Genomic DNA, 24,072 nt, shown 5'->3' with positions numbered 1-24,072 from the left:
TCGCTCGCCCCAATAGCTCAGTCGGTAGAGCGTCTCCATGGTAAGGAGAAGGTCTACGGTTCGATTCCGTATTGGGGCTCTGGTGCGGAAGCCCTCACCTTCGGGTGAGGGACTCCGTGTCAAAGCGGTGTAGCTCAGTCGGTAGAGCAAGCGGCTCATAATCGCTGTGTCACCGGTTCAAGTCCGGTCACCGCTACACACGGTAGCCGATTGTGGGGTCGGTCCTTCGATCGGCTACTCTTTTATGCGTTCATCCGTCAACCCGTCCGTCAAGGAGCACTCACGTGGCTGCCACCGACGTCCGCCCGAAGATCACGCTGGCCTGCGTGGAGTGCAAGGAGCGGAACTACATCACCAAGAAGAACCGGCGTAACAACCCGGACCGACTGGAGATGAAGAAGCACTGCCCGCGCTGCAACTCGCACACCGCGCACCGCGAGACCCGCTAATCACGGTTCTGGCATTCAGGCTCGTTCGAGAGGCCGTTCCCCATACCGGGGGGCGGCCTCTCGGCGTTGCCCACCGGTATGGGAACGGTGTGGCGGCCAACGACTAGATTCACGGTGTTCGCACCGATCACCCTCATCCGCAGGAGGTAGCCGGCCGATGGCGCTCGACCAGTCTTTCGTGGGGCGGACCTATCCGCCCACCGCCCCGTACGAGGTCGGCCGCGAGAAGATCCGCGAGTTCGCGGTGGCGGTCGGTGACGACAACCCCGCCTACACCGACCCGGAGGCCGCCAAGGCGCTGGGCCACACCGATGTGATCGCCCCGCCTACCTTCGTGTTCGCCATCACATTCAGCGCGGCCGGCCAGGTCATCCAGGATCCGCAGCTGGGCCTGGACTACAGCCGGGTGGTTCACGGCGACCAGAAGTTCGCGTACAGCCGCCCGGTCCGCGCGGGGGACCGGCTGACCGTCACCTCGACCATCGAGGCGATCAAGTCCCTTGCGGGCAACGACATCCTGGACATCCGGGGCGAGGTCCACGACGAGGCCGGCGAGCACGTCGTGACCGCGTGGACGAAGCTGGTGTCCCGAGCGGCCGAGGGGGCCTGAGATGACCGCGAAGATCCGTTACGAGGACGTCGAGCCCGGCACCGAGTTGCCGGCCGCGTCCTTCCCCGTGACCCGCGCCACGCTGGTCCAGTACGCGGGCGCGTCCGGCGACTTCAACCCGATCCACTGGAACGAGAGGTTCGCGAAGGAGGTCGGGCTGCCCGACGTCATCGCGCACGGCATGTTCACGATGGCCGAGGCGGTCCGGGTGGTCACGGACTGGGTCGGCGACCCGGGCGCGGTGAGCGAGTACGGGGTCCGCTTCACCAAGCCGGTGATCGTGCCCAACGACGACACGGGCGCCCTGATCGAGGTCACGGCCAAGGTGGCGGCGAAGCTGGACGACGAGGCGCGCACGGTGCGCGTCGACATCACGGCGATGAGCGCGGGCCAGAAGGTGCTGGGCATGTCCCGCGCCGTAGTGCGACTGGCCTGATCGCAAGGTGGGGGGCTCCCAGGGAGCCCCCCACACACCCCTCCTTGACGAACTAAGTAATCAACCACTAACTTTCTCTCATGGTCAGGATGAGCGCAGAAGAGCGGCGCGAGAGCGTCATTCGCGCGGCGATGGTCGAATTCGCCCGCAGCGGCTATCACGGCACCTCCACCGAGGCGATCGCCAAGCGCGTGGGCGTCTCGCAGCCGTACCTCTTCCGCCTCTTCGCCAACAAGCAGGCCATCTTCCAGGCGGCGGCCGGCCGGTGCGTCGCGGAGACCGCCGAGGTCTTCCGGGACGCGGCCGAGGGCCTGACGGGCGAGGAGGCCCTGCACGCCATGGGCGCCGCCTACCGCAAGCTCATCGCCGAGGACCGGGACAAGCTGCTGCTCCAGATGCAGACCTATGTGGCGGTGGCCGCCGCGGAGGCGGCCGGCGACCACGAGTTCGGCAGGGCGATGCGGGCCGCCTGGACGGAGCTGTACGACACGGTCCACCTGGCGCTGGGCGCGGACACCGCCGAGACGACGACGTTCCTGGCGTACGGGATGCTCATCAACACCCTGGTGGCGCTCGGCTTCCCGCCCGAGGACCGGGTGTGGAAGGGCTTCCAGGAGTCGCAGCCGAACTGAGCCGCGAGCACCCGTGCACGCGGCTGCCCGCAAAAGTTAGTAATCAATAACTAATAAGGGGGACCCATGTCCGATCAGCAGAATCCGAAAGGCACCAAGGGAAGAGCAGGCTGGGCGCTGCTGGTGACCAGCGTCGCGGGGTTCATGGCGGCGCTCGACAACCTGGTGGTCACCACCGCGCTCCCGTCGATCCGCGAGGACCTCGGCGGGGGTCTCGACGACCTCGAATGGACGGTGAGCGCGTACACCCTCACCTTCGCGGTGCTGCTGATGTTCGGCGCGACCCTCGGCGACCGGTTCGGGCGCCGCCGACTCTTCATCACCGGGCTGACGATCTTCACCGGCGCGTCGGCGGGCGCGGCGCTCGCGCCCGGGATCGACGGGCTGATCGCGGCCCGCGCGATACAGGGAGTGGGCGCCGCGATCATGATGCCGCTCACCCTCACGCTGCTGACCGCGGCCGTACCCGCCGCCAAGCGCGGAATGGTGTACGGGATCTGGAGCGCGGTGAACGGCCTCGCGGTGGCTTCGGGCCCGCTCATCGGCGGCACCCTGACCGAGCACGCCTCCTGGCAGTGGATCTTCTGGCTGAACGTTCCGCTCGGCCTGCTGACGATCCCGCTGGCCCGGCTGCGCCTGAACGAGTCGTACGGCACCGGCGCCCGGCTCGACATCACGGGAACAGTGCTGGCGAGCACCGGCCTCTTCGGCATCGTGTACGCGCTGATCCGCGGCAACCCGGACGGCTGGACCAGCGCGACCGTCCTCACCGGACTGATCGCCGGGGGCGCCCTCGTGGCGGCCTTCGTCGTCCACGGCACCCGCAGCGCGAACCCGATGCTGCCGATGCGGCTGTTCCGCAGCCGGGCGTTCTCCGCGATCAACGCGGCGAGCCTGTTGATGTTCGTCGGGATGTTCGGCTCGATCTTCCTGCTCAGCCAGTTCCTCCAGAACGTCATCGGCTACTCGCCGACCGAGGCGGGCCTGCGGATGCTGCCCTGGACCGGCATGCCCATGATCGCCGCGCCCATCGCGGGCTACCTGTCCGACCGGATCGGCGGCCGACCGGTCGTAGCGACGGGCCTCGCGCTCCAGGCGACCGGCCTCGCCTGGTTCGCCCTGATCATGGCGCCGGACGTCTCGTACACGGCGCAGCTCCCGGCGCTGATCATCAGCGGCATCGGCATGGGCATGTATTTCGCCCCCGCCGCGAACCTGGCCATGTGCAGCGTGCGCCCCTCCGAACAGGGCATCGCCTCCGGCGCGAACAACGCGCTGCGCGAGATCGGCGGCGCGCTCGGCATCGCGGTACTGGCCTCGGTCTTCTCCGCGCAGGGCGGCTACGGCTCGGCGCAGGCCTTCACCGACGGACTCGCCCCGGCGCTGTGGGTGGGCGCGGCCGCGGTCGCCCTGGCGGCAGCCGCCGCGGTACTGATCCCCCGACGACCGACGCGGGCCCCCGTCCAGGAAGCCGCAGAGGTACGCGACCTGGCGGCCCCGTAGGTCCCACGTGCACGTGCCGCATCCGAGTCCCAGGGAGGGACGTGATGCGACCGGGCGGGGAGGTGCCGGGGTCGAAGCACGTGCGGTATCCGAATCCCAAGGACGGACGTGATGCGACCGAGGGGGGACGTGCCGGGGTTGAAATACGTGCCGTATCCGAGTCACAGGGACGGACGTGATGCGACCGGGCGGGGACCTGCCGGGGTCGAAGTACGTGCCGTATCCGAGTCCTAGGGACGGTCGTGATGCGACCGGGCGGGGACGTGCCGGGGTGCCCCCGCAAGGAGGAGCGCCGGCGCTGGGGGCCCTTGCGGGGGGCGGAACCGCGCGACGTATGAGGAGGTACCCCGGCGCGTTCACGCCCCCCACCACCCACGGCGCGCTCCGTACCGCGGAAGCCACGACCCCGGCCCGCCGGGTTTGCCCGCACTGTCGACCGCAGGTCGGCGCCCCACAACGACCCGCACCACACACCACCACCCACCCCCGTACGCTGGTCCCCGTGCAGGAACTTCATGACGCCCCCCTCGCCCCCCTGACCACCCTCCGCCTCGGCGGCCCCGCGGACCGGCTCGTCACCGCCACCACCGACGCCGAGGTCGTCGCCGCCGTACGCGAGGCCGACGACAGCGGCACCCCGCTCCTGATCATCGGCGGCGGCAGCAACCTGCTCATCGGGGACAAGGGCTTCGCCGGCACCGCCCTGCGCATCGCCACCCGCGGCTTCGAGCTCGACGGCACCCGCCTCGAACTCGCCGCCGGCGAGGTGTGGAGCGACGCCGTGGCCCGGAGCGTGGAGGCCGGGCTCGCCGGCATCGAGTGCCTCGCCGGCATCCCCGGCTCCGCGGGCGCGACCCCGATCCAGAACGTCGGCGCGTACGGCCAGGAAGTGTCCAGCACCATCACGCACGTCGTCACCTACGACCGCCGCGAGCGCACCACCGTCACCCTCACCAACGCCGAGTGCGACTTCTCGTACCGGCACAGCCGCTTCAAGCAGCACCCCGACCGCTATGTCGTCCTGCGCGTCGTCTTCGAGCTGGAGGACGCCGGCGGGCTCTCCGCGCCGGTCAAGTACGCCGAGACGGCCCGCACCCTCGGCGTGGCCCCCGGCGAGCGCGTCCCGGCCGCCACCGCCCGCGAGACCGTCCTCAAGCTGCGCGCCGGCAAGGGCATGGTGCTCGACCCGGAGGACCACGACACCTGGTCGGCGGGCTCGTTCTTCACCAACCCGATCCTGCCCAACGAGGCGTACGAGACCTTCCTGGCCCGCGCCCAGGAGCGCCTCGGCGCGGATGTGACGCCCCCCGCGTGGCCCGTCGGCGCCGACCGGACGAAGACCTCGGCCGCCTGGCTGATCGACAAGGCCGGGTTCACCAAGGGGTACGGGACCGGCCCCGCCCGCATCTCCACCAAGCACACCCTCGCGCTGACGAACCGCGGGAGCGCCACGACCGAGGACCTGCTGGCGCTCGCCCGTGAGGTGGTCGCGGGGGTGGAGCTGGCGTTCGGCGTGACACTGGTCAACGAGCCGGTGGCGGTGGGGGTCGAAATCTGAGGGACCCGGGGCCGCGCGATTTTAGGCAACCGAGCACCTCAGCACCCCAGCGCCCCAGCACCTCAGCACCCCAGCACCCCAGCGCCAGCAACCCAGCCCCCCGCGCCCGAGCCCTCCGCCTCAGTACGCCACCCCCACCCCCCGCTTCACCGTCGCCGGATCGTCCACGCAGGCCAGCATCGCGTGGGCCACGTCCGCGCGGGCGATGGTGCGGGCCGCCTTGGGGGTGCCGCCGACGACCCGGCGGTACGTCCCCGTGAGGGGCTTGTCGGTGAGCTTGGGCGGGCGCACGGACGTCCAGTCCGTCGCGCTCGCCGCCAACTCGGCCTCCATCGCGGCGAGATCGACGTACACGTCCTTCAGGACCGCGCTGATCATGGACCGCATCGCCCGGTCGAGGAGCCCGTCGCCCGGCGCCTCGGGACCGACCGGCGCCGCGCTGACCACGACGAGCCGCCGCGTCCCCTCGGCCTCCATCGCGGCCAGTACCGACCGGGTGAGCCGGGTCGTGATCCCCGCGTCCGAGCGCTTGCGGGCGCCGAGCCCGGACAGCACCGCGTGCCGCCCGGCGACCGCCTCGCGGAGCGACTCGGGGTCGGTCAGATCGGCTTGGAAGACCTCAAGTCCCTTGCCCTGTACGGAGAATCGGGCGGGGTCGCGCACCACCGCCGTGACCTCGTGGCCCGACGCCAGTGCCTGTTGGACGACGTGCCGACCGATGCCTCCCGTGGCACCGAAAACCGTGAGCCTCATGGCTCCGCCCTCCTGGGGTGGGTAAGTATTCACTCACCCCTAGAGTGAGTAAGTACTCACCCTCTCGTCAAGCCCCGTTGGAGCCCCTATGCAGTCGCCCCCGGCGCGCGTCCGCATCGTCGACGCCGCGCATGAACTCATGCTCACCATCGGCCTCGCCCGCGCCACGACGAAGGAGATCGCGAAGGCGGCGGGGTGCTCGGAGGCGGCGCTGTACAAGCACTTCGCGAGCAAGGAGGACCTCTTCGTAACGGTCCTCAAGGAGCGGCTTCCCCAGCTCGGCCCGCTGGTGGCGCGGCTGACCGAGGAGCCGGGGGAGCGCTCGGTGGAGGCGAACCTGACCGAGATCGCCCGGCAGGCGGCGCTGTTCTACGCGGAGAGCTTCCCGATCGCGGCCTCCCTGTACGCGGACCCGCAGCTCAAGCGCCGCCACGACGAGGCGCTGCGGGAGCTCGGTACGGGGCCCCATGTGCCGATCGACGGGGTCGACGCGTATCTCCGTGCGGAGCGGAGGGCGGGGCGGATCGGGGCGGACACGGATACGTACGCCGCGGCGTCGCTGCTGCTGGGGGCGTGTGCGCAGCGGGCGTTCGCGTACGACATGACGCCGGGGGGGCGGGGGCCGCGGTCGTTGGAGGAGTTTGCGCGGGGGGTTGCGGGGGTGCTTCTGCGGGGGTTGGCGTAGGGGGTTGACAGTTCGGCTCTGTCGGGGCGGGGGTGCTTCCGCGGGGGTTGACAGCTCGGCTCTGTCGGGGCGGGGGTGCTTCCGCCTGTCGCTCCTCGGGTGCGCGCCGTGTGTGGCTGGTCGCGCAGTTCCCCGCGCCCCTGAAACCCTCTCGATCCTGCGGACCGTGCGTGGCTGGTCGCGCAGTTCCCCGCGCCCCTAGCCGGATCGGTGCTGGCCCGCATGAGGTATTTCAGCCTGTCCGGCGATTGAGGACGAGCGCCCTTTAGGCGCGAACGGGGTCTGGGGCGGAGCCCCAGGAGGGCCGGGCCGTCCAAACCCCGCGCTTACGGGCGGGTGGGTGGGCGAAGGGGCTCGGGGTCTGGGGCGGAGCCCCAGGGGGCCGGAACCCTCCAACCCGCTGCACGGGCGGGTGGGTGGGCAAAGGTGCCTCGGGGTCAGGAGGCCAGCCAGGCGTCGACCCCCGACAAGAGCTTCTCCTGGGTGTCCGGCGGCGCCGTGCACGCGCGAATGGACTGCCGGGCCAACTCCGCGAGTTCGGGATCGTCGAAACCGTGGTGGCGCCGCGCCAGCTCGTACTGGGCGGCCAGGCGGGACCCGAAGAGCAGGGGGTCGTCGGCGCCCAGGGCCATCGGTACCCCGGCGTCGTACAGGACGCGCAGCGGTACGTCCTCGGGCTTCTCGTAGACGCCGAGGGCCACGTTGGACGCGGGGCAGACCTCGCAGGTGACGCCCCTCTCGGCGAGGCGGCGCAGGAGGCGGGGGTCCTCGGCGGCCCGCACCCCGTGACCGATCCGCCGCGCGTGGAGGTCGTCGAGGCAGTCGCGTACGGAGGCCGGCCCGGAGAGCTCGCCGCCGTGCGGGGCCGCGAGCAGCCCGCCCTCACGGGCGATCGCGAAGGCCCGGTCGAAGTCCCTCGCCATGCCCCGGCGTTCGTCGTTGGAGAGGCCGAAGCCGACGACACCGCGATCGGCGTAGCGCACCGCCAGCCGGGCCAGGGTGCGCGCGTCGAGGGGGTGCTTCATCCGGTTCGCGGCGACCACGACGCGCATCCCGAGCCCCGTCTCGCGGGACGCCGAGTCGACCGCGTCCAGGATGATCTCCAGGGCCGGGATGAGCCCGCCGAGCAGCGGGGCGTACGAGGTCGGGTCGACCTGGATCTCCAGCCAGCCGGAACCGTCCTTGACGTCCTCCTCCGCCGCCTCGCGCACCAGGCGCTGGATGTCCTCGGGGGACCGCAGGCACGAGCGGGCCGCGTCGTAGAGGCGCTGGAAGCGGAACCAGCCGCGTTCGTCGGTGGCCCGCAGCTTGGGCGGCTCGGCCCCGGTCAGCGCGTCGGGCAGCCGTACGCCGTACTTGTCGGCGAGCTCCAGCAGGGTCGCGGGCCGCATCGACCCGGTGAAGTGCAGATGCAGATGGGCCTTCGGCAGTGCAGAGACATCACGTACGTGCTCCATCCCAAGATCCTGCCGCACGCCCCCACCGCACCGGTAGGGCTTTCCCTGAACGTGGTCTTGCTCGTACACAGGAACGGAAGAGGGCCACCCACCTACCAGAAAGTGTGGGTGACCCCTGCTGCGAGACCCTGCGAGGGGCGGAACTCAGTCCCGCGCCTCCGCCAGCAACTTCTGGATCCGCGAGACGCCCTCCACGAGGTCCTCGTCGCCCAGCGCGTACGAGAGCCGCAGATAGCCCGGCGTGCCGAAGGCCTCGCCGGGGACGACCGCGACCTCGGTCTCGTCCAGGATCAGCGCGGCGAGCTCCGCCGAGGTCGCCGGACGCTTGCCGCGGATCTCCTTGCCGAGCAGGCCCTTCACCGAGGGATAGGCGTAGAACGCGCCCTCGGGGGTGGGGCAGATCACGCCGTCGATCTCGCTCAGCATCCGCACCATCGTCCGGCGGCGCCGGTCGAAGGCCTCCCGCATCGCGGCGACCGCGTCCAGGTTGCCGGAGACGGCGGCCAGCGCGGCGACCTGCGCCACGTTGGACACGTTGGAGGTGGCGTGCGACTGGAGGTTGGTCGCCGCCTTGACGACGTCCTTCGGGCCGATGATCCACCCGACCCGCCAACCGGTCATCGCGAAGGTCTTGGCGACGCCGTTGACGACGACGCACTTGTCCCGAAGCTCGGGCACGATCGCGGGCAGCGACGTGAAGGTGGCGCTGCCGTACACGAGGTGCTCGTAGATCTCGTCGGTCATGACCCACAGGCCGTGCTCGACGGCCCAGCGCCCGATCGCCTCGGCCTCCGCCTCGCTGTAGACGGCGCCGGTCGGGTTGGACGGGGAGACGAACAGGACGACCTTCGTACGCTCCGTACGGGCCGCTTCCAGCTGCTCCACCGAGACCCGGTAGCCGGTCGTCTCGTCGGCCACGACGTCCACCGGGACACCGCCCGCGAGCCGGATCGACTCGGGGTAGGTGGTCCAGTACGGGGCCGGGACGATGACCTCGTCACCCGGGTCCAGGATCGCCGCGAAGGCCTCGTAGATCGCCTGCTTGCCGCCGTTGGTCACCAGGACCTGCGAGGCGTCGACCTCGTAACCGGAGTCCCGCAGCGTCTTCGCGGCGATGGCGGCCTTGAGCTCGGGCAGGCCCCCCGCCGGCGTGTAGCGGTGGTACTTCGGGTTGCGGCAGGCCTCGACCGCCGCCTCGACGATGTAGTCGGGCGTCGGGAAGTCGGGCTCGCCCGCGCCGAAGCCGATGACCGGACGCCCGGCGGCCTTGAGGGCCTTGGCCTTGGCGTCGACGGCGAGGGTCGCGGACTCGGAGATGGCGCCGATGCGCGCGGAGACCCGGCGCTCGGTGGGGGAGGAAGGCGGGGGAGTTGCAGCGCTCATGCGGGCCATGCTCCCAGACCTCCCACGGCCGCAGCACCCGCGTTCCACGGACCGGTCAGCATGTGGACAGGCGTCCGAGCGGCCCCTCGCACGGGCCCGTGGGACGGCGGTCCGACGGCGCCGGCGGCCACCGCACGGCGACGGACCGGAGGCGTCCGGGAGCAAGCTGTTCGACGCCGGGCCCCTGACCACGTACACTCACTGCCTGTTGGCCCTCACCAACCACACCACCACATGCGGTAGGTTGGGGGAACCACAAAGGGTCGTAGCTCAATTGGTAGAGCACTGGTCTCCAAAACCAGCGGTTGGGGGTTCAAGTCCCTCCGGCCCTGCTACACACACCTTCGCCAGGATGTGTGCGCATGTACGTACTTCAATGCACCGCCGTGCGGCTCCACCGGGCGCGGCACGGCCATGACCCGGAATCAGGTGAGAAGCGTGACGGACGCCGTGGGCTCCATCGACATGCCTGATGCCCAGGACGAGGCAGCGGAGTCCAAGGATTCGAAGAAGAAGGCCCGCAAGGGCGGTAAGCGCGGCAAGAAGGGCCCTCTGGGCCGGCTCGCGCTCTTCTACCGGCAGGTTGTTGCCGAACTCCGTAAAGTTGTCTGGCCGACACGCAGCCAGCTGACGACGTACACCACCGTGGTGATCGTGTTCGTCGTCATCATGATCGGCATCGTGACGTTGATTGACTCCGGCTTCTCGCAGGTCGTCAAGTACGTCTTCGGCTGATCGCGAAGGGCGCCCCTCATCGGCGCCCCTTTCGCATGTTCCACCCCATCTGTAGCCAGGAAGAAGCAGCCACCGTGTCTGACCCGAACCTGAACGACGCCTCCGAGTCGGTCGAGTCCGTCGAGGACGAGCTCGAGATCATCGAGGCGGCCGACGAGGACGAGGCCGAGGCTGCCGACGCCGCTGCGGGCGAAGCGGCCGAAGAGGCCGCCCTGAACGTCGAGTCCGATGACGCCGAGTCCGACGAGGACGAGGCCGCCGAGGCTTCCGACGTGACCGACGAGGTCGCCTCCGACGAGGACGAGACCGAAGGCACCGCGTCGGACGACGAGTCCGCGGAGCCCACCGACTCCGTCGAGACCGACTCCGCCGAGGACGAGGAGCCGGCGGAGCCCGCCGCCCCCGTCGACCCGGTCGAGGCCCTGCGCCAGGAGCTCCGCTTCCTGCCCGGCGAGTGGTACGTCATCCACACGTACGCCGGTTACGAGAAGCGGGTGAAGGCCAACCTCGAACAGCGTGCCGTCTCGCTGAACGTCGAGGAGTTCATCTACCAGGCCGAGGTCCCCGAAGAGGAGATCGTCCAGATCAAGAACGGCGAGCGCAAGAACGTCCGGCAGAACAAGCTGCCCGGTTACGTTCTCGTCCGCATGGATCTGACGAACGAGTCCTGGGGCGTCGTCCGCAACACCCCGGGTGTCACCGGCTTCGTCGGCAACGCCTACGACCCGTACCCGCTGACCCTGGACGAGATCGTCAAGATGCTCGCCCCGGAGGCCGAGGAGAAGGCCGCCCGCGAGGCCGCCGAGGCCGAGGGCAAGCCGGCTCCGCAGCGCAAGGTCGAGGTCCAGGTCCTGGACTTCGAGGTGGGCGACTCGGTCACCGTCACCGACGGCCCGTTCGCGACGCTCCAGGCGACCATCAACGAGATCAACGCCGACTCGAAGAAGGTCAAGGGCCTCGTCGAGATCTTCGGTCGCGAGACCCCGGTCGAGCTCAGCTTCGACCAGATCCAGAAGAACTGACGCCCTCCGGGCACCGCTTCTGGAACCAGCACTTCCGAGCAGGTCAGAGGGGCTCTCACAGCCCCTCTGACCTGCTCGGTTTTTAGCCGCACAGCTATACCCGCTATCGTTGTGCGGTATGCCTCCATCCGGTTGATCGGATGAAGGCGGTTCACTCTCACTAGGACCCGGAGAGAGCAATGCCTCCCAAGAAGAAGAAGGTCACGGGGCTTATCAAGCTCCAGATCAACGCCGGTGCGGCGAACCCGGCTCCGCCGGTCGGTCCCGCACTGGGCCAGCACGGCGTCAACATCATGGAATTCTGCAAGGCCTACAACGCCGCGACCGAGTCGCAGCGTGGCTGGGTGATCCCGGTGGAGATCACGGTCTACGAAGACCGCTCCTTCACCTTCATCACCAAGACGCCGCCGGCCGCGAAGATGATCCTGAAGGCCGCTGGCGTCCAGAAGGGCTCCGGCGAGCCCCACAAGACCAAGGTCGCCAAGATCACGCAGGCCCAGGTTCGCGAGATCGCCACGACGAAGCTCCCCGACCTGAACGCCAACGACCTCGACGCCGCGTCGAAGATCATCGCTGGTACCGCCCGTTCCATGGGCATCACGGTCGAGGGCTGATCTCAGCTCACCCCCGTCTGACCCCCAGTGGTAGGGCCAAGCGCTGGCCCGCACCACGACTCCATGCCTGCCACGCGGCGTGAGCCGCATGGTGTTACTCCCTACAGGAGCTGAAGTGAAGCGCAGCAAGACTCTCCGCGCTGCGGACGCGAAGATCGACGCGGACAAGCTGTACGCGCCGCTCGAGGCCGTCCGTCTCGCCAAGGAGACCTCCACGACCAAGTTCGACGGCACCGTCGAGGTCGCCTTCCGCCTGGGTGTCGACCCGCGCAAGGCCGACCAGATGGTCCGTGGCACCGTGAACCTCCCGCACGGCACCGGTAAGACCGCCCGGGTCCTGGTCTTCGCGACCGGCGACCGTGCCGAGGCCGCGCTTGCCGCGGGCGCCGACATCGTCGGCTCCGACGAGCTCATCGACGAGGTCGCGAAGGGCCGTCTGGACTTCGACGCCGTCGTCGCCACCCCGGACCTCATGGGCAAGGTCGGCCGCCTCGGCCGCGTGCTCGGTCCCCGTGGTCTGATGCCGAACCCGAAGACCGGCACGGTCACCCCCGACGTCGCCAAGGCGGTCGAGGAGATCAAGGGCGGCAAGATCGAGTTCCGCGTCGACAAGCACTCGAACCTGCACTTCATCATCGGCAAGGTGTCCTTCGACGACACCAAGCTGGTGGAGAACTACGGTGCGGCTCTGGAGGAGATCCTCCGTCTGAAGCCGTCCGCCGCCAAGGGCCGGTACATCAAGAAGGCGACCATCACCACCACGATGGGCCCCGGTATCTCCCTCGACTCGAACCGCACCCGCAACCTCCTCGTCGAGGAGGACCCGGCCGCCGTCTGATCCCCCCGGATCACGGCAGTCACGGGCTTCGGGGTCTCAGGAGCACTGAGACAGACCGAGACGTACTGAAGACCGGCCCCCGCACCTCGTCAGAGGCGCGGGGGCCGGTCTTTCTGCCGGGGCCGTCGCCGGTGCGCTGCGTTACCGTGGGGACGGTTCGGCCGGTTTGATCAATGGGGTGGGGACGACATGAGCGGATCTTTCAAGCGCGCCGGAATATCCTTCGCGGCGGTCGCGGTGCTGGTGGCCGGCGCCGCCGCGTGCCAGGGCGGGGACGGGAAGAAGGCCGCGGGCGCGCCGGAGAAGGCCGCCGGGCAGTCGAGCTCCGCCGATGCCCGCACGGCGCTCCAGGCGGCGTACAAGAAGACCGCGGCGGCCAAGTCCGCGAAGGTCACCATGAAGATGTCGGTGCCGTCCATCGTGGGCGCCGGCGTCGGCGACATGGAGATGACCGGCATCCAGGCCTGGAACCCGTCCGCGATGGACTTCACCATGACCACCCCGGCCCTGAAGGGCATGCCGGACGCGCCGGACAAGATCCGTACGGTCATGCTGAACAACGTCATGTACATGGACATGGGTGCCGAGGCGGCCAAGGACAACGGCGGCAAGCGCTGGATGAAGATGGACCTCGGCGCGCTCGCCAAGGACGGCGGCGGCGGTCTTGCCCAGCAGATGACGGGTGGCGCCCAGAACCAGGACCCGGCCCAGCAGCTCGCGCTCCTGACGGACTCGCCGCATGTGCGACACCTCGGCAGCGAGCAGATCGACGGCGCCCCGGCCGAGCACTACAAGGGCACGCTGACGCTGGAGGAGGCGCTCGCCACCAACAAGAGCCTGGACGGCCTGTCGGGCCAGGAGCGCCAGAAGTTCATCGACGCCATGAAGGGCGCCGGGATCAAGGCGTACGACACCGAGCTCTGGATCGCCAAGTCCGGCTACCCGGTGCGGATGGACGTCGGGATCGACAGCCCCCAGGGCAAGCTCACGATGAGCGCGCACTACTCGGACTACGGCACCACGAGCGCGGTACGCGCACCCGCGGCCGCCGAGACCTACGACTTCGCGGACTCGCTGAAGGACCTCGGCAAGGGAGACCTGGGCAAGGGAGACCTCGGCAAGGGCGGCGCCGCCTGAGCCGGATCCCGGCCCGCGGCCCGCGGCCGGCCGGGGCCCCGCGCCCCGGTCGCCACCCCGTATGAGCGGATTTGCTTGACACGGACCCCGTACCGTACGCTTCTCCAGAAGCCAAAGACCGCTGGTCGTTGCCGTGCCTTCATCCGAGGGGGCGGTGGCCGAAGGTTCCGTTGAATACGGACGACCCGCGCAGGTGACCGTGGAAAGTTCCCGGACGTATCTCTTCTCGAGTGCTGCTGGTTGAGCTACGCCCCGTGCGCCTGCGCCGGGGCGTTTCGTTTTGTTCGGCCCCTTTTGAGCGGTCCTCATCACCCGGAAGGAGGCCGACGCTCTATGGCAAGGCCCGACAAGGCTGCCGCGGTAGCCGAGCTCACGGACCAGTTCCGCAGCTCGAACGCCGCTGTGCTGACCGAGTACCGGGGTCTCACCGTGACGCAGCTCGAGAAGCTTCGTCGTTCGCTCGGTGAGAACGCCCAGTACGCCGTGGTGAAGAACACGCTGACCAAGATTGCGGCCAACGAGGCCGGGATCACTTCGCTGGACGACCACTTCGCTGGTCCGACGGCGGTTGCCTTCATCACCGGTGACCCGGTGGAGTCGGCGAAGGGTCTTCGTGACTTCGCCAAGGAGAACCCGAACCTGATCATCAAGGGCGGTGTCCTTGATGGCAAGGCGCTGTCCGCCGATGAGATCAAGCAGCTCGCGGACCTCGAGTCCCGCGAGGTTCTGCTCAGCAAGCTGGCCGGCGCGTTCAAGGGCAAGCAGTCTCAGGCTGCCTCGCTCTTCCAGGCGCTGCCGTCGAAGTTCGTCCGCACCGCGGAAGCGCTTCGCGTCAAGCTCGCCGAGCAGGGCGGTGCCGAGTAACTCGGCTCGCGCAATGATCGCCGCCCGCTAGGGCGACGGTCGCAGCGGGCCGAACGTACGCCCGCCTACATGTACATCCGGCACCCGCCGAATTAGTGGAAGGATCGCCCATCATGGCGAAGCTCAGCCAGGAAGACCTGCTCGCCCAGTTCGAGGAGATGACCCTCATCGAGCTCTCCGAGTTCGTGAAGGCCTTCGAGGAGAAGTTCGACGTCACCGCCGCCGCGGCCGTCGCCGTTGCCGGCCCGGCCGGTCCGGCCGCCCCGGCCGACGCCGTCGAGGAGCAGGACGAGTTCGACGTCATCCTCGAGGGTGCGGGCGACAAGAAGATCCAGGTCATCAAGGTCGTGCGTGAGCTGACCTCGCTGGGTCTGAAGGAGGCCAAGGACCTCGTCGACGGCGCCCCGAAGCCCGTCCTCGAGAAGGTCGCCAAGGAGGCCGCCGACAAGGCTGCCGAGTCCCTCAAGGCCGCCGGCGCCTCCGTCACGGTCAAGTAATTCCCCGCGGGTCCCCACGGGGCCCGCGACCGTCTCGCAGGCGCGCTCGCGCGCCGCTGGACACCTCCAAGGGCGATCACCCATCCGGGTGGTCGCCCTTCGGCGTACCCGCGCCGCCTGCCTTGCACGCGGCCCGTCGGGGAGTATGGTGATCTTCGCCGTCTGCTCGGCGAGGACGCAGGCGTAACCCCGCAACGGCTCCCGCGGCGATTTCCGGGGAGCGGAGGGGTCTTGACGAACCGCACGCAGCGCGCAATTCTCAGGACGCGTCGTCACAACGATCCGGATCCGAGGCATGGATCGACGGCGAAGAGGGCAGTACTAATCTGCGTCTGCGCGGCGCACGGCCGACCGAGGTACCGAGGTACTTGAGAAGAGCAACGCGGGTGTCGCAAAATCCGCCCTGGACATCAGTGTGCCGAGTGGCTACACTGTCCCTTTGCGCTGCCTGTTAGCTGTCCCCTGCCCGTCACCAGGGGCATGCCCTCGCTTGAGCATCTTTGATGGAACGGCCCCGACCTGGTCTCTTCGGCCTCTTCGGGAAACGTCTCTCTCTGTGCCCACGTGGGACCGGTACGCGCGTAGTGAGTCCGAGCCCTCGGAAGGACCCCCTCTTGGCCGCCTCGCGCAACGCCTCGACCTCCAATACGAACAACGGCGCCAGCACCGCCCCGCTGCGCATCTCCTTTGCAAAGATCAAGGAGCCCCTCGAGGTTCCGAACCTTCTTGCGCTGCAAACCGAGAGCTTTGACTGGCTGCTCGGCAATGCCGCTTGGAAGTCTCGGGTCGAGGCCGCTCTCGAGAGCGGACAGGACGTCCCCACCAAGTCCGGTCTGGAGGAGATCTTCGAAGAGATCTCCCCGATCGAGGACTTCTCCGGGTCGATGTCGCTGACCTTCCGCGACCACCGCTTCGAGCCGCCTAAGAACTCGATCGACGAGTGCAAGGAGCGCGACTTCACGTTCGCGGCCCCGCTCTTCGTCACCGCCGAGTTCACCAACAACGAGACCGGCGAGATCAAGTCCCAGACGGTCTTCATGGGCGACTTCCCGCTCATGACCAACAAGGGCACCTTCGTCATCAACGGCACCGAGCGTGTCGTCGTGTCGCAGCTGGTCCGCTCGCCGGGTGTCTACTTCGACTCCAACATCGACAAGACGTCCGACAAGGACATCTTCACGGCCAAGATCATCCCGTCCCGGGGTGCCTGGCTCGAGATGGAGATCGACAAGCGCGACATGGTCGGTGTCCGCATCGACCGCAAGCGCAAGCAGTCCGTCACCGTCCTCCTGAAGGCTCTCGGCTGGACCACCGAGCAGATCCTCGAGGAGTTCGGCGAGTACGAGTCGATGCGCGCCACCCTGGAGAAGGACCACACCCAGGGCCAGGACGACGCGCTGCTCGACATCTACCGCAAGCTGCGTCCGGGCGAGCCGCCGACGCGCGAGGCCGCTCAGACGCTGCTCGAGAACCTCTACTTCAACCCGAAGCGCTACGACCTCGCGAAGGTCGGCCGCTACAAGGTGAACAAGAAGCTCGGCGCCGACGAGCCGCTAGACGCCGGCGTGCTCACCACCGACGACGTCATCGCGACCATCAAGTACCTGGTCAAGCTGCACGCCGGCGAGACCGAGACGGTCGGCGAGTCGGGTCGGAACATCGTCGTCGAGACCGACGACATCGACCACTTCGGCAACCGTCGTCTGCGCAACGTCGGCGAGCTCATCCAGAACCAGGTCCGTACGGGTCTGGCTCGTATGGAGCGCGTCGTGCGTGAGCGCATGACGACCCAGGACGTCGAGGCGATCACGCCGCAGACCCTGATCAACATCCGCCCGGTCGTGGCGTCGATCAAGGAATTCTTCGGCACCTCGCAGCTGTCGCAGTTCATGGACCAGAACAACCCGCTGTCGGGTCTCACCCACAAGCGCCGTCTGTCGGCGCTTGGCCCGGGTGGTCTCTCCCGTGAGCGGGCCGGCTTCGAGGTCCGTGACGTGCACCCGTCGCACTACGGCCGCATGTGCCCGATCGAGACGCCTGAAGGCCCGAACATCGGTCTGATCGGTTCGCTCGCCTCGTACGGCCGCGTCAACGCGTTCGGCTTCATCGAGACGCCGTACCGCAAGGTCGTCGACGGCCAGGTCACCGACGAGGTCGACTACGTCACCGCCGACGAGGAGGACCGCTTCGTCATCGCGCAGGCCAACGCCGCGCTCAGCGACGACATGCGGTTCACCGAGCCGCGCGTGCTGGTCCGCCGCCGTGGTGGCGAGGTCGACTACGTGCCCGGCACCGAGGTCGACTACATGGACGTCTCGCCGCGCCAGATGGTGTCGGTCGCGACCGCCATGATCCCGTTCCTCGAGCACGACGACGCCAACCGTGCCCTCATGGGCGCGAACATGATGCGTCAGGCCGTGCCGCTGATCACGTCCGAGGCGCCGCTCGTCGGCACCGGCATGGAGTACCGCTGCGCGGTCGACGCCGGTGACGTCATCAAGGCGGAGAAGGCGGGTGTCGTCCAGGAGGTCTCCGCGGACTACATCACCGTCGCCAACGACGACGGCACGTACACCACGTACCGGATCGCCAAGTTCGCCCGCTCCAACCAGGGCACCTCGGTCAACCAGAAGGTTGTCGTGGACGAGGGCGCCCGTGTGATCGAGGGCCAGGTCCTGGCCGACGGTCCCGCCACCCGCGAGGGTGAGATGGCGCTGGGCAAGAACCTGCTCGTGGCGTTCATGCCGTGGGAGGGTCACAACTACGAGGACGCGATCATCCTGTCGCAGCGCCTCGTGCAGGACGACGTCCTCTCCTCGATCCACATCGAGGAGCACGAGGTCGACGCCCGTGACACCAAGCTCGGCCCGGAGGAGATCACCCGGGACATCCCGAACGTCTCCGAGGAGGTCCTCGCCGACCTCGACGAGCGCGGCATCATCCGTATCGGTGCCGAGGTCGTCGCCGGCGACATCCTCGTCGGCAAGGTCACGCCCAAGGGTGAGACCGAGCTGACGCCGGAGGAGCGCCTGCTGCGCGCGATCTTCGGTGAGAAGGCCCGCGAGGTGCGTGACACCTCGCTGAAGGTGCCGCACGGCGAGATCGGCAAGGTCATCGGCGTCCGCGTCTTCGACCGTGAAGAGGGCGACGAGCTGCCGCCGGGTGTGAACCAGCTGGTTCGCGTCTACGTGGCGCAGAAGCGCAAGATCACGGACGGTGACAAGCTCGCCGGCCGTCACGGCAACAAGGGTGTCATTTCGAAGATCCTTCCGATCGAGGACATGCCGTTCCTCGAGGACGGAACTCCGGTCGACATCATCCTCAACCCGCTTGGTGTCCCGTCCCGAATGAACCCGGGACAGGTCCTGGAGATCCACCTCGGCTGGCTCGCCAGCCGCGGCTGGGACGTCTCCGGTCTCGCCGACGACTGGGCGCAGCGACTCCAGGCCATCGGCGCCGACCAGGTAGCCGCCGGCACCAACGTCGCCACCCCGGTCTTCGACGGCGCCCGCGAGGACGAGATCACCGGTCTCTTCGAGGCCACGATCCCCAACCGCGACGGTGACCGACTGGTCCAGCCCTCGGGCAAGGCCAACCTGTTCGACGGCCGCTCCGGTGAGCCGTTCCCGGACCCGATCTCGGTCGGGTACATGTACATCCTCAAGCTGCACCACCTGGTCGACGACAAGCTCCACGCCCGTTCGACCGGTCCGTACTCGATGATCACCCAGCAGCCGCTGGGTGGTAAGGCCCAGTTCGGTGGCCAGCGCTTCGGTGAGATGGAGGTGTGGGCGCTGGAGGCATACGGCGCCGCGTACGCACTCCAGGAGCTGCTGACCATCAAGTCCGACGACGTGACCGGCCGTGTGAAGGTCTACGAGGCCATCGTCAAGGGCGAGAACATCCCCGAGCCCGGCATTCCCGAGTCCTTCAAGGTGCTCATCAAGGAAATGCAGTCGCTCTGCCTCAACGTGGAGGTGCTGTCCTCGGACGGCATGTCCATCGAGATGCGCGACACGGACGAGGACGTCTTCCGCGCTGCGGAGGAGCTCGGTATCGACCTGTCCCGGCGCGAGCCGAGCAGCGTCGAAGAGGTCTGACGGGTCTGACGGGGGCTCGCTAAGAGCCCCCGTCTTCCCCGGGACCCCCCTCAGACCATCTTGAAGAATCGACCCCGAAAGAGGGATTGACGACAAGTGCTCGACGTCAACTTCTTCGACGAGCTGCGGATCGGCCTCGCCACCGCTGACGACATTCGTCAGTGGTCCCACGGTGAGGTCAAGAAGCCGGAGACCATCAACTACCGCACCCTCAAGCCCGAAAAGGACGGACTCTTCTGCGAGAAGATCTTCGGTCCGACCCGGGACTGGGAGTGCTACTGCGGCAAGTACAAGCGCGTCCGCTTCAAGGGCATCATCTGTGAGCGCTGTGGCGTGGAAGTCACGCGCGCCAAGGTGCGCCGCGAGCGGATGGGCCACATCGAGCTTGCCGCTCCCGTGACCCACATCTGGTACTTCAAGGGCGTTCCGTCGCGTCTTGGTTACCTGCTCGACCTCGCGCCGAAGGACCTCGAGAAGGTCATCTACTTCGCCGCGTACATGATCACGTTCGTGGACGAGGAGCGCCGTACGCGCGACCTGCCGTCGCTGGAGGCGCACGTCTCCGTCGAGCGTCAGCAGATCGAGAACCGTCGCGACTCGGACCTCGAAGCCCGCGCCAAGAAGCTCGAGACGGACCTCGCCGAGCTTGAGGCCGAGGGTGCCAAGGCCGATGTGCGCCGCAAGGTGCGCGAGGGTGCCGAGCGCGAGATGAAGCAGCTGCGTGACCGTTCGCAGCGCGAGATCGACCGTCTCGACGAGGTGTGGAGCCGCTTCAAGAACCTCAAGGTCCAGGACCTCGAGGGCGACGAGCTGCTCTACCGCGAGCTGCGTGACCGTTTCGGCACGTACTTCGACGGCTCGATGGGCGCCGCTGCTCTTCAGAAGCGCCTGGAGACCTTCGACCTCGACGAGGAGGCCGAGCGCCTCCGCGAGATCATCCGCACCGGCAAGGGCCAGAAGAAGACCCGTGCGCTCAAGCGCCTCAAGGTCGTCTCCGCGTTCTTGCAGACCAGCAACAGCCCCAAGGGCATGGTGCTGGACTGCGTGCCGGTCATCCCGCCGGACCTGCGTCCGATGGTGCAGCTGGACGGTGGCCGCTTCGCGACCTCCGACCTGAACGACCTGTACCGCCGCGTGATCAACCGCAACAACCGCCTGAAGCGACTCCTTGACCTCGGCGCCCCCGAGATCATCGTGAACAACGAGAAGCGCATGCTTCAGGAGGCCGTCGACGCGCTCTTCGACAACGGCCGTCGTGGTCGCCCGGTCACGGGCCCCGGCAACCGTCCGCTGAAGTCGCTCTCCGACATGCTCAAGGGCAAGCAGGGTCGATTCCGTCAGAACCTGCTCGGCAAGCGTGTGGACTACTCCGCGCGTTCCGTCATCGTCGTCGGCCCCCAGCTGAAGCTGCACCAGTGCGGTCTGCCGAAGGCCATGGCGCTCGAGCTCTTCAAGCCGTTCGTGATGAAGCGCCTGGTCGACCTGAACCACGCGCAGAACATCAAGAGCGCCAAGCGGATGGTCGAGCGCGGCCGCACGGTCGTGTACGACGTCCTCGAAGAGGTCATCGCCGAGCACCCGGTTCTGCTGAACCGTGCGCCCACGCTGCACCGCCTCGGCATCCAGGCCTTCGAGCCCCAGCTGGTCGAGGGCAAGGCCATCCAGATCCACCCGCTCGTCTGCACCGCGTTCAACGCGGACTTCGACGGTGACCAGATGGCCGTCCACCTGCCGCTCTCCGCGGAGGCGCAGGCCGAGGCCCGCATCCTGATGCTGTCCTCGAACAACATCCTGAAGCCGGCCGACGGTCGCCCCGTCACCATGCCGACCCAGGACATGGTGCTCGGCCTCTTCTTCCTCACCACGGACGAAGAGGAGCGCGAGGTGAAGGGCGCCGGCCGCGCCTTCAACTCGACCGCCGAGGCGATCATGGCGTTCGACGCCCGGGAGCTCTCGCTCCAGGCGAAGGTCGACATCCGCTTCCCGATCGGCACCGTCCCGCCGCGTGGCTGGACCCCGCCGCTCGACGAGGACGGCGAGACGACCTGGCAGCAGGGCGACTCGTTCCGTCTGCGGACGTCCCTCGGCCGCGCGCTCTTCAACGAGCTGCTGCCCGAGGACTACCCGTTCGTCGACTACTCGGTCGGCAAGAAGCAGCTCTCCGAGATCGTCAACGACCTCGCCGAGCGCTACCCCAAGGTCATCGTGGCGGCGACGCTCGACAACCTGAAGGCGGCGGGCTTCTTCTGGGCGACCCGTTCCGGCGTCACCGTCGCCGTCTCGGACATCGTCGTCCCGGAGGCCAAGAAGGCCATCGTCCAGGGCTACGAGGCCCAGGACGAGAAGGTGCAGAAGCAGTACGAGCGCGGTCTGATCACCAAGGACGAGCGCACGCAGGAGCTCATCGCGATCTGGACCAAGGCGACCAACGAGGTTGCCGAGGCGATGAACGCGAACTTCCCCAAGACGAACCCCATCTTCATGATGGTTGACTCGGGTGCCCGAGGAAACATGATGCAGATGCGTCAGATCGCCGGTATGCGTGGTCTGGTGTCGAACGCGAAGAACGAGACCATCCCGCGTCCGATCAAGGCGTCCTTCCGTGAGGGCCTCACCGTTCTGGAGTACTTCATCTCCACGCACGGTGCCCGTAAGGGTCTGGCGGACACCGCCCTGCGTACCGCCGACTCGGGTTACCTGACCCGTCGTCTGGTGGACGTCTCGCAGGACGTCATCATCCGCGAGGAGGACTGCGGCACCGACCGCGGCCTCAAGCTCAAGATCGCGGAGCGGGGCGCCGACGGCGTGCTGCGCAAGACCGAGGACGTCGAGACCTCCGTCTACGCCCGCATGCTCGCCGAGGACGTCGTCGTCGACGGCAAGGTCATCGCGCCGGCCAACGTGGACCTCGGTGACGTGCTCATCGACGCCCTCGTGGGCGCGGGCGTCGAGGAGGTCAAGACCCGCTCGGTCCTGACCTGTGAGTCCGCGGTCGGCACCTGTGCCTTCTGCTACGGACGCTCCCTCGCCACCGGCAAGCTGGTCGACATCGGTGAGGCGGTCGGCATCATCGCCGCCCAGTCCATCGGTGAGCCCGGTACCCAGCTGACGATGCGTACCTTCCACACCGGTGGTGTGGCCGGTGACGACATCACGCAGGGTCTGCCGCGTGTCGTCGAGCTCTTCGAGGCCCGTACGCCCAAGGGTGTCGCGCCGATCTCGGAGGCCAAGGGCCGGATCCGCATCGAGGAGACCGAGAAGACCAAGAAGATCGTCGTCACCCCGGACGACGGCAGCGAGGAGACGGCGTTCCCGATCTCCAAGCGTGCCCGTCTCCTGGTCGGCGAGGGCGACGCGGTCGAGGTGGGCCAGAAGCTCACCGTCGGTGCCACCAACCCGCACGACGTGCTGCGGATCCTCGGTCAGCGCGCGGTCCAGGTCCACCTGGTCGGCGAAGTCCAGAAGGTCTACAACAGCCAGGGCGTGTCGATCCACGACAAGCACATCGAGATCATCATCCGGCAGATGCTGCGCCGCGTGACGATCATCGAGTCCGGCGACGCGGAGCTGCTGCCGGGCGAGCTCGTCGAGCGCTCGAAGTTCGAGACCGAGAACCGTCGTGTGGTCACGGAAGGCGGCCACCCGGCCTCCGGCCGTCCGCAGCTGATGGGTATCACCAAGGCCTCGCTGGCGACGGAATCCTGGCTGTCGGCCGCCTCCTTCCAGGAGACGACCCGAGTCCTGACGGATGCGGCGATCAACGCCAAGTCCGACAGCCTCATCGGCCTCAAGGAGAACGTCATCATCGGTAAGCTCATCCCGGCCGGTACGGGTCTGTCCCGCTACCGCAACATCCGGGTCGAGCCCACCGAAGAGGCCAAGGCCGCGATGTACTCGGCCGTCGGCTACGACGACATCGACTACTCGCCGTTCGGCACCGGCTCCGGCCAGGCCGTTCCGCTGGAGGACTACGACTACGGTCCGTACAACCAGTAAGGCGTACGTCATCCGAAGGGCGCCCACCCCGCAGCACGCGGGGTGGGCGCCCTTCGGGGTTTTCGGGGGCCGGCCGGGGCGCCGATCCGGGCCCCGGAGCACCGCCCAAGGGCCACCTGTTGAGACGGTTCGTCTCATGGCGGGCGCCGGACGGGTATGGGGTGACATGTCCCACGGGGTGTCGGGGCCCGTGCGTGGGCATTTGTTTTGACCCAAGTCGATGAGGTAGGTACGCTCAGACCTTGTGCCTGGGGTGTGCCTGGGCTCCGCTGCGTGCCTACGTCCGCAGTACGAGCTTCTGGACCGGCCACCGCAATCTGCGCCTTCCTCGCCTTCGGGCGGGGGTGCGCAGTATTCGACACACCCGACCGCGTGGGTCGGAGACGTGTTTCAGGTTAGTTTTACTACGGCACACAGAAACCGGAGAAGTAGTGCCTACGATCCAGCAGCTGGTCCGGAAGGGCCGGCAGGACAAGGTCGAGAAGAACAAGACGCCCGCGCTCGAGGGTTCGCCCCAGCGTCGTGGCGTCTGCACGCGTGTGTTCACGACCACCCCGAAGAAGCCGAACTCGGCGCTCCGTAAGGTCGCGCGTGTGCGTCTGACCTCCGGCATCGAGGTCACGGCCTACATCCCGGGTGAGGGACACAACTTGCAGGAGCACTCGATCGTGCTCGTGCGTGGTGGCCGTGTGAAGGACCTGCCGGGTGTTCGCTACAAGATCATCCGCGGTTCGCTCGACACCCAGGGTGTCAAGAACCGCAAGCAGGCTCGCAGCCGCTACGGCGCCAAGAAGGAGAAGTAA

At 68.1% G+C, this 24,072-nt stretch carries 20 protein-coding genes and 3 tRNA genes; 20 read left to right on the top strand and 3 right to left on the bottom strand.

The genetic code is table 11. The features are described from left to right. Positions 1-6: 6 nt before the first annotated feature. From DWB77_RS16120 to DWB77_RS16085, 8 genes are all read left to right on the top strand, one after another. Positions 7-79 (top strand) — tRNA-Thr (locus DWB77_RS16120). A gap of 44 nt (positions 80-123) precedes the next feature. Continuing rightward, positions 124-196, top strand: a tRNA-Met gene (locus DWB77_RS16115). A gap of 88 nt (positions 197-284) precedes the next feature. Beyond that, the gene (gene rpmG, locus DWB77_RS16110; protein ID WP_003956487.1) at positions 285-449 is read left to right on the top strand and encodes a 50S ribosomal protein L33; all 165 of its coding nucleotides are present in this window, start codon (positions 285-287) and stop codon (positions 447-449) included. Between the two features lie 157 nt (positions 450-606). Continuing rightward, complete coding sequence (locus DWB77_RS16105) at positions 607-1,059, top strand: MaoC family dehydratase N-terminal domain-containing protein (RefSeq protein WP_120721926.1); 453 nt, start codon at positions 607-609, stop codon at positions 1,057-1,059. 1 nt (position 1,060) lies between these two features. After that, positions 1,061-1,495 (top strand): MaoC family dehydratase, encoded by a 435-nt coding sequence (locus tag DWB77_RS16100; RefSeq protein ID WP_120721925.1) that lies wholly within the window; start codon positions 1,061-1,063, stop codon positions 1,493-1,495. 80 nt (positions 1,496-1,575) lie between these two features. Continuing rightward, the gene (locus tag DWB77_RS16095) at positions 1,576-2,127 is read left to right on the top strand and encodes a TetR/AcrR family transcriptional regulator (protein ID WP_120721924.1); all 552 of its coding nucleotides are present in this window, start codon (positions 1,576-1,578) and stop codon (positions 2,125-2,127) included. 66 nt (positions 2,128-2,193) lie between these two features. Next, positions 2,194-3,630 carry a DHA2 family efflux MFS transporter permease subunit gene (locus DWB77_RS16090; RefSeq protein ID WP_120721923.1) on the top strand — a complete coding sequence of 479 codons (1,437 nt, stop codon included), beginning with the start codon at positions 2,194-2,196 and terminating at the stop codon, positions 3,628-3,630. A gap of 502 nt (positions 3,631-4,132) precedes the next feature. Further along, positions 4,133-5,188 (top strand): UDP-N-acetylmuramate dehydrogenase, encoded by a 1,056-nt coding sequence (locus tag DWB77_RS16085; protein WP_428985123.1) that lies wholly within the window; start codon positions 4,133-4,135, stop codon positions 5,186-5,188. A 120-nt stretch (positions 5,189-5,308) separates the two neighbouring features. On the opposite strand, the gene DWB77_RS16080 is transcribed toward DWB77_RS16085, so the two are convergent. After that, positions 5,309-5,941 carry an NAD(P)-dependent oxidoreductase gene (locus DWB77_RS16080; protein WP_120721921.1) on the bottom strand — a complete coding sequence of 211 codons (633 nt, stop codon included), beginning with the start codon at positions 5,939-5,941 and terminating at the stop codon, positions 5,309-5,311. An 88-nt stretch (positions 5,942-6,029) separates the two neighbouring features. Between DWB77_RS16080 and DWB77_RS16075 the strand changes: the two genes are divergently transcribed. Further along, entirely contained in the window at positions 6,030-6,626 is a 597-nt protein-coding gene (locus DWB77_RS16075; protein WP_120721920.1) for a TetR/AcrR family transcriptional regulator, read from the top strand. A gap of 437 nt (positions 6,627-7,063) precedes the next feature. Here the strand turns inward: DWB77_RS16075 and DWB77_RS16070 are convergent, their stop codons facing one another. After that, on the bottom strand, positions 7,064-8,083 hold the full coding sequence (locus tag DWB77_RS16070) for an adenosine deaminase (RefSeq protein ID WP_120721919.1): 1,020 nt from the start codon (positions 8,081-8,083) through the stop codon (positions 7,064-7,066). A 144-nt stretch (positions 8,084-8,227) separates the two neighbouring features. Continuing rightward, entirely contained in the window at positions 8,228-9,466 is a 1,239-nt protein-coding gene (locus DWB77_RS16065; protein ID WP_120727842.1) for a pyridoxal phosphate-dependent aminotransferase, read from the bottom strand. A 259-nt stretch (positions 9,467-9,725) separates the two neighbouring features. Between DWB77_RS16065 and DWB77_RS16060 the strand changes: the two genes are divergently transcribed. The 11 genes from DWB77_RS16060 (at position 9,726) to rpsL (ending at position 24,072) form a co-directional block, all read left to right on the top strand. Beyond that, positions 9,726-9,798 (top strand) — tRNA-Trp (locus tag DWB77_RS16060). Between the two features lie 106 nt (positions 9,799-9,904). Next, positions 9,905-10,201: a preprotein translocase subunit SecE gene (secE, locus tag DWB77_RS16055; protein ID WP_120721918.1), complete on the top strand. Its 297-nt coding sequence runs from the start codon at positions 9,905-9,907 to the stop codon at positions 10,199-10,201. Between the two features lie 74 nt (positions 10,202-10,275). Beyond that, positions 10,276-11,223: a transcription termination/antitermination protein NusG gene (gene nusG, locus DWB77_RS16050; protein ID WP_120721917.1), complete on the top strand. Its 948-nt coding sequence runs from the start codon at positions 10,276-10,278 to the stop codon at positions 11,221-11,223. A 179-nt stretch (positions 11,224-11,402) separates the two neighbouring features. Beyond that, entirely contained in the window at positions 11,403-11,837 is a 435-nt protein-coding gene (gene rplK, locus DWB77_RS16045) for a 50S ribosomal protein L11 (RefSeq protein WP_120721916.1), read from the top strand. A 115-nt stretch (positions 11,838-11,952) separates the two neighbouring features. Then, positions 11,953-12,675, top strand: a complete 723-nt coding sequence (gene rplA, locus DWB77_RS16040; RefSeq protein WP_162952540.1) for a 50S ribosomal protein L1 — start codon at positions 11,953-11,955, stop codon at positions 12,673-12,675. 189 nt (positions 12,676-12,864) lie between these two features. Further along, positions 12,865-13,812, top strand: coding sequence for a hypothetical protein (locus tag DWB77_RS16035; protein ID WP_120721914.1), 948 nt, complete (start codon positions 12,865-12,867; stop codon positions 13,810-13,812). Between the two features lie 333 nt (positions 13,813-14,145). Continuing rightward, positions 14,146-14,676: a 50S ribosomal protein L10 gene (gene rplJ / locus DWB77_RS16030; protein ID WP_120721913.1), complete on the top strand. Its 531-nt coding sequence runs from the start codon at positions 14,146-14,148 to the stop codon at positions 14,674-14,676. Positions 14,677-14,789: 113 nt separating this feature from the next. Continuing rightward, entirely contained in the window at positions 14,790-15,173 is a 384-nt protein-coding gene (gene rplL, locus DWB77_RS16025) for a 50S ribosomal protein L7/L12 (protein WP_120721912.1), read from the top strand. Between the two features lie 614 nt (positions 15,174-15,787). Continuing rightward, the gene (gene rpoB, locus DWB77_RS16015; RefSeq protein WP_120721911.1) at positions 15,788-19,273 is read left to right on the top strand and encodes a DNA-directed RNA polymerase subunit beta; all 3,486 of its coding nucleotides are present in this window, start codon (positions 15,788-15,790) and stop codon (positions 19,271-19,273) included. 96 nt (positions 19,274-19,369) lie between these two features. Further along, the gene (locus tag DWB77_RS16010; RefSeq protein WP_120721910.1) at positions 19,370-23,269 is read left to right on the top strand and encodes a DNA-directed RNA polymerase subunit beta'; all 3,900 of its coding nucleotides are present in this window, start codon (positions 19,370-19,372) and stop codon (positions 23,267-23,269) included. Between the two features lie 431 nt (positions 23,270-23,700). Then, positions 23,701-24,072, top strand: coding sequence for a 30S ribosomal protein S12 (rpsL, locus tag DWB77_RS16005; RefSeq protein WP_003948652.1), 372 nt, complete (start codon positions 23,701-23,703; stop codon positions 24,070-24,072).

It is taken from the genome of Streptomyces hundungensis, from assembly GCF_003627815.1.
Classification (GTDB): domain Bacteria; phylum Actinomycetota; class Actinomycetes; order Streptomycetales; family Streptomycetaceae; genus Streptomyces; species Streptomyces hundungensis_A.
This window is presented reverse-complemented; position numbering and strand designations above follow the sequence as displayed.

Bases quoted from the DNA above. Each gene is read 5' to 3' on its own strand.
- DWB77_RS16035 (WP_120721914.1), top strand. From the start codon at position 12,865: ATGAGCGGATCTTTCAAGCGCGCCGGAATATCCTTCGCGGCGGTCGCG.
- DWB77_RS16080 (WP_120721921.1), bottom strand. From the start codon at position 5,941: ATGAGGCTCACGGTTTTCGGTGCCACGGGAGGCATCGGTCGGCACGTC.
- DWB77_RS16090 (WP_120721923.1), top strand. From the start codon at position 2,194: ATGTCCGATCAGCAGAATCCGAAAGGCACCAAGGGAAGAGCAGGCTGG.
- DWB77_RS16095 (WP_120721924.1), top strand. From the start codon at position 1,576: ATGGTCAGGATGAGCGCAGAAGAGCGGCGCGAGAGCGTCATTCGCGCG.
- DWB77_RS16075 (WP_120721920.1), top strand. From the start codon at position 6,030: ATGCAGTCGCCCCCGGCGCGCGTCCGCATCGTCGACGCCGCGCATGAA.
- rplJ (WP_120721913.1), top strand. From the start codon at position 14,146: ATGGCAAGGCCCGACAAGGCTGCCGCGGTAGCCGAGCTCACGGACCAG.
- rplL (WP_120721912.1), top strand. From the start codon at position 14,790: ATGGCGAAGCTCAGCCAGGAAGACCTGCTCGCCCAGTTCGAGGAGATG.
- DWB77_RS16100 (WP_120721925.1), top strand. From the start codon at position 1,061: ATGACCGCGAAGATCCGTTACGAGGACGTCGAGCCCGGCACCGAGTTG.
- DWB77_RS16070 (WP_120721919.1), bottom strand. From the start codon at position 8,083: ATGGAGCACGTACGTGATGTCTCTGCACTGCCGAAGGCCCATCTGCAT.
- DWB77_RS16105 (WP_120721926.1), top strand. From the start codon at position 607: ATGGCGCTCGACCAGTCTTTCGTGGGGCGGACCTATCCGCCCACCGCC.
- DWB77_RS16065 (WP_120727842.1), bottom strand. From the start codon at position 9,466: ATGAGCGCTGCAACTCCCCCGCCTTCCTCCCCCACCGAGCGCCGGGTC.
- rplK (WP_120721916.1), top strand. From the start codon at position 11,403: ATGCCTCCCAAGAAGAAGAAGGTCACGGGGCTTATCAAGCTCCAGATC.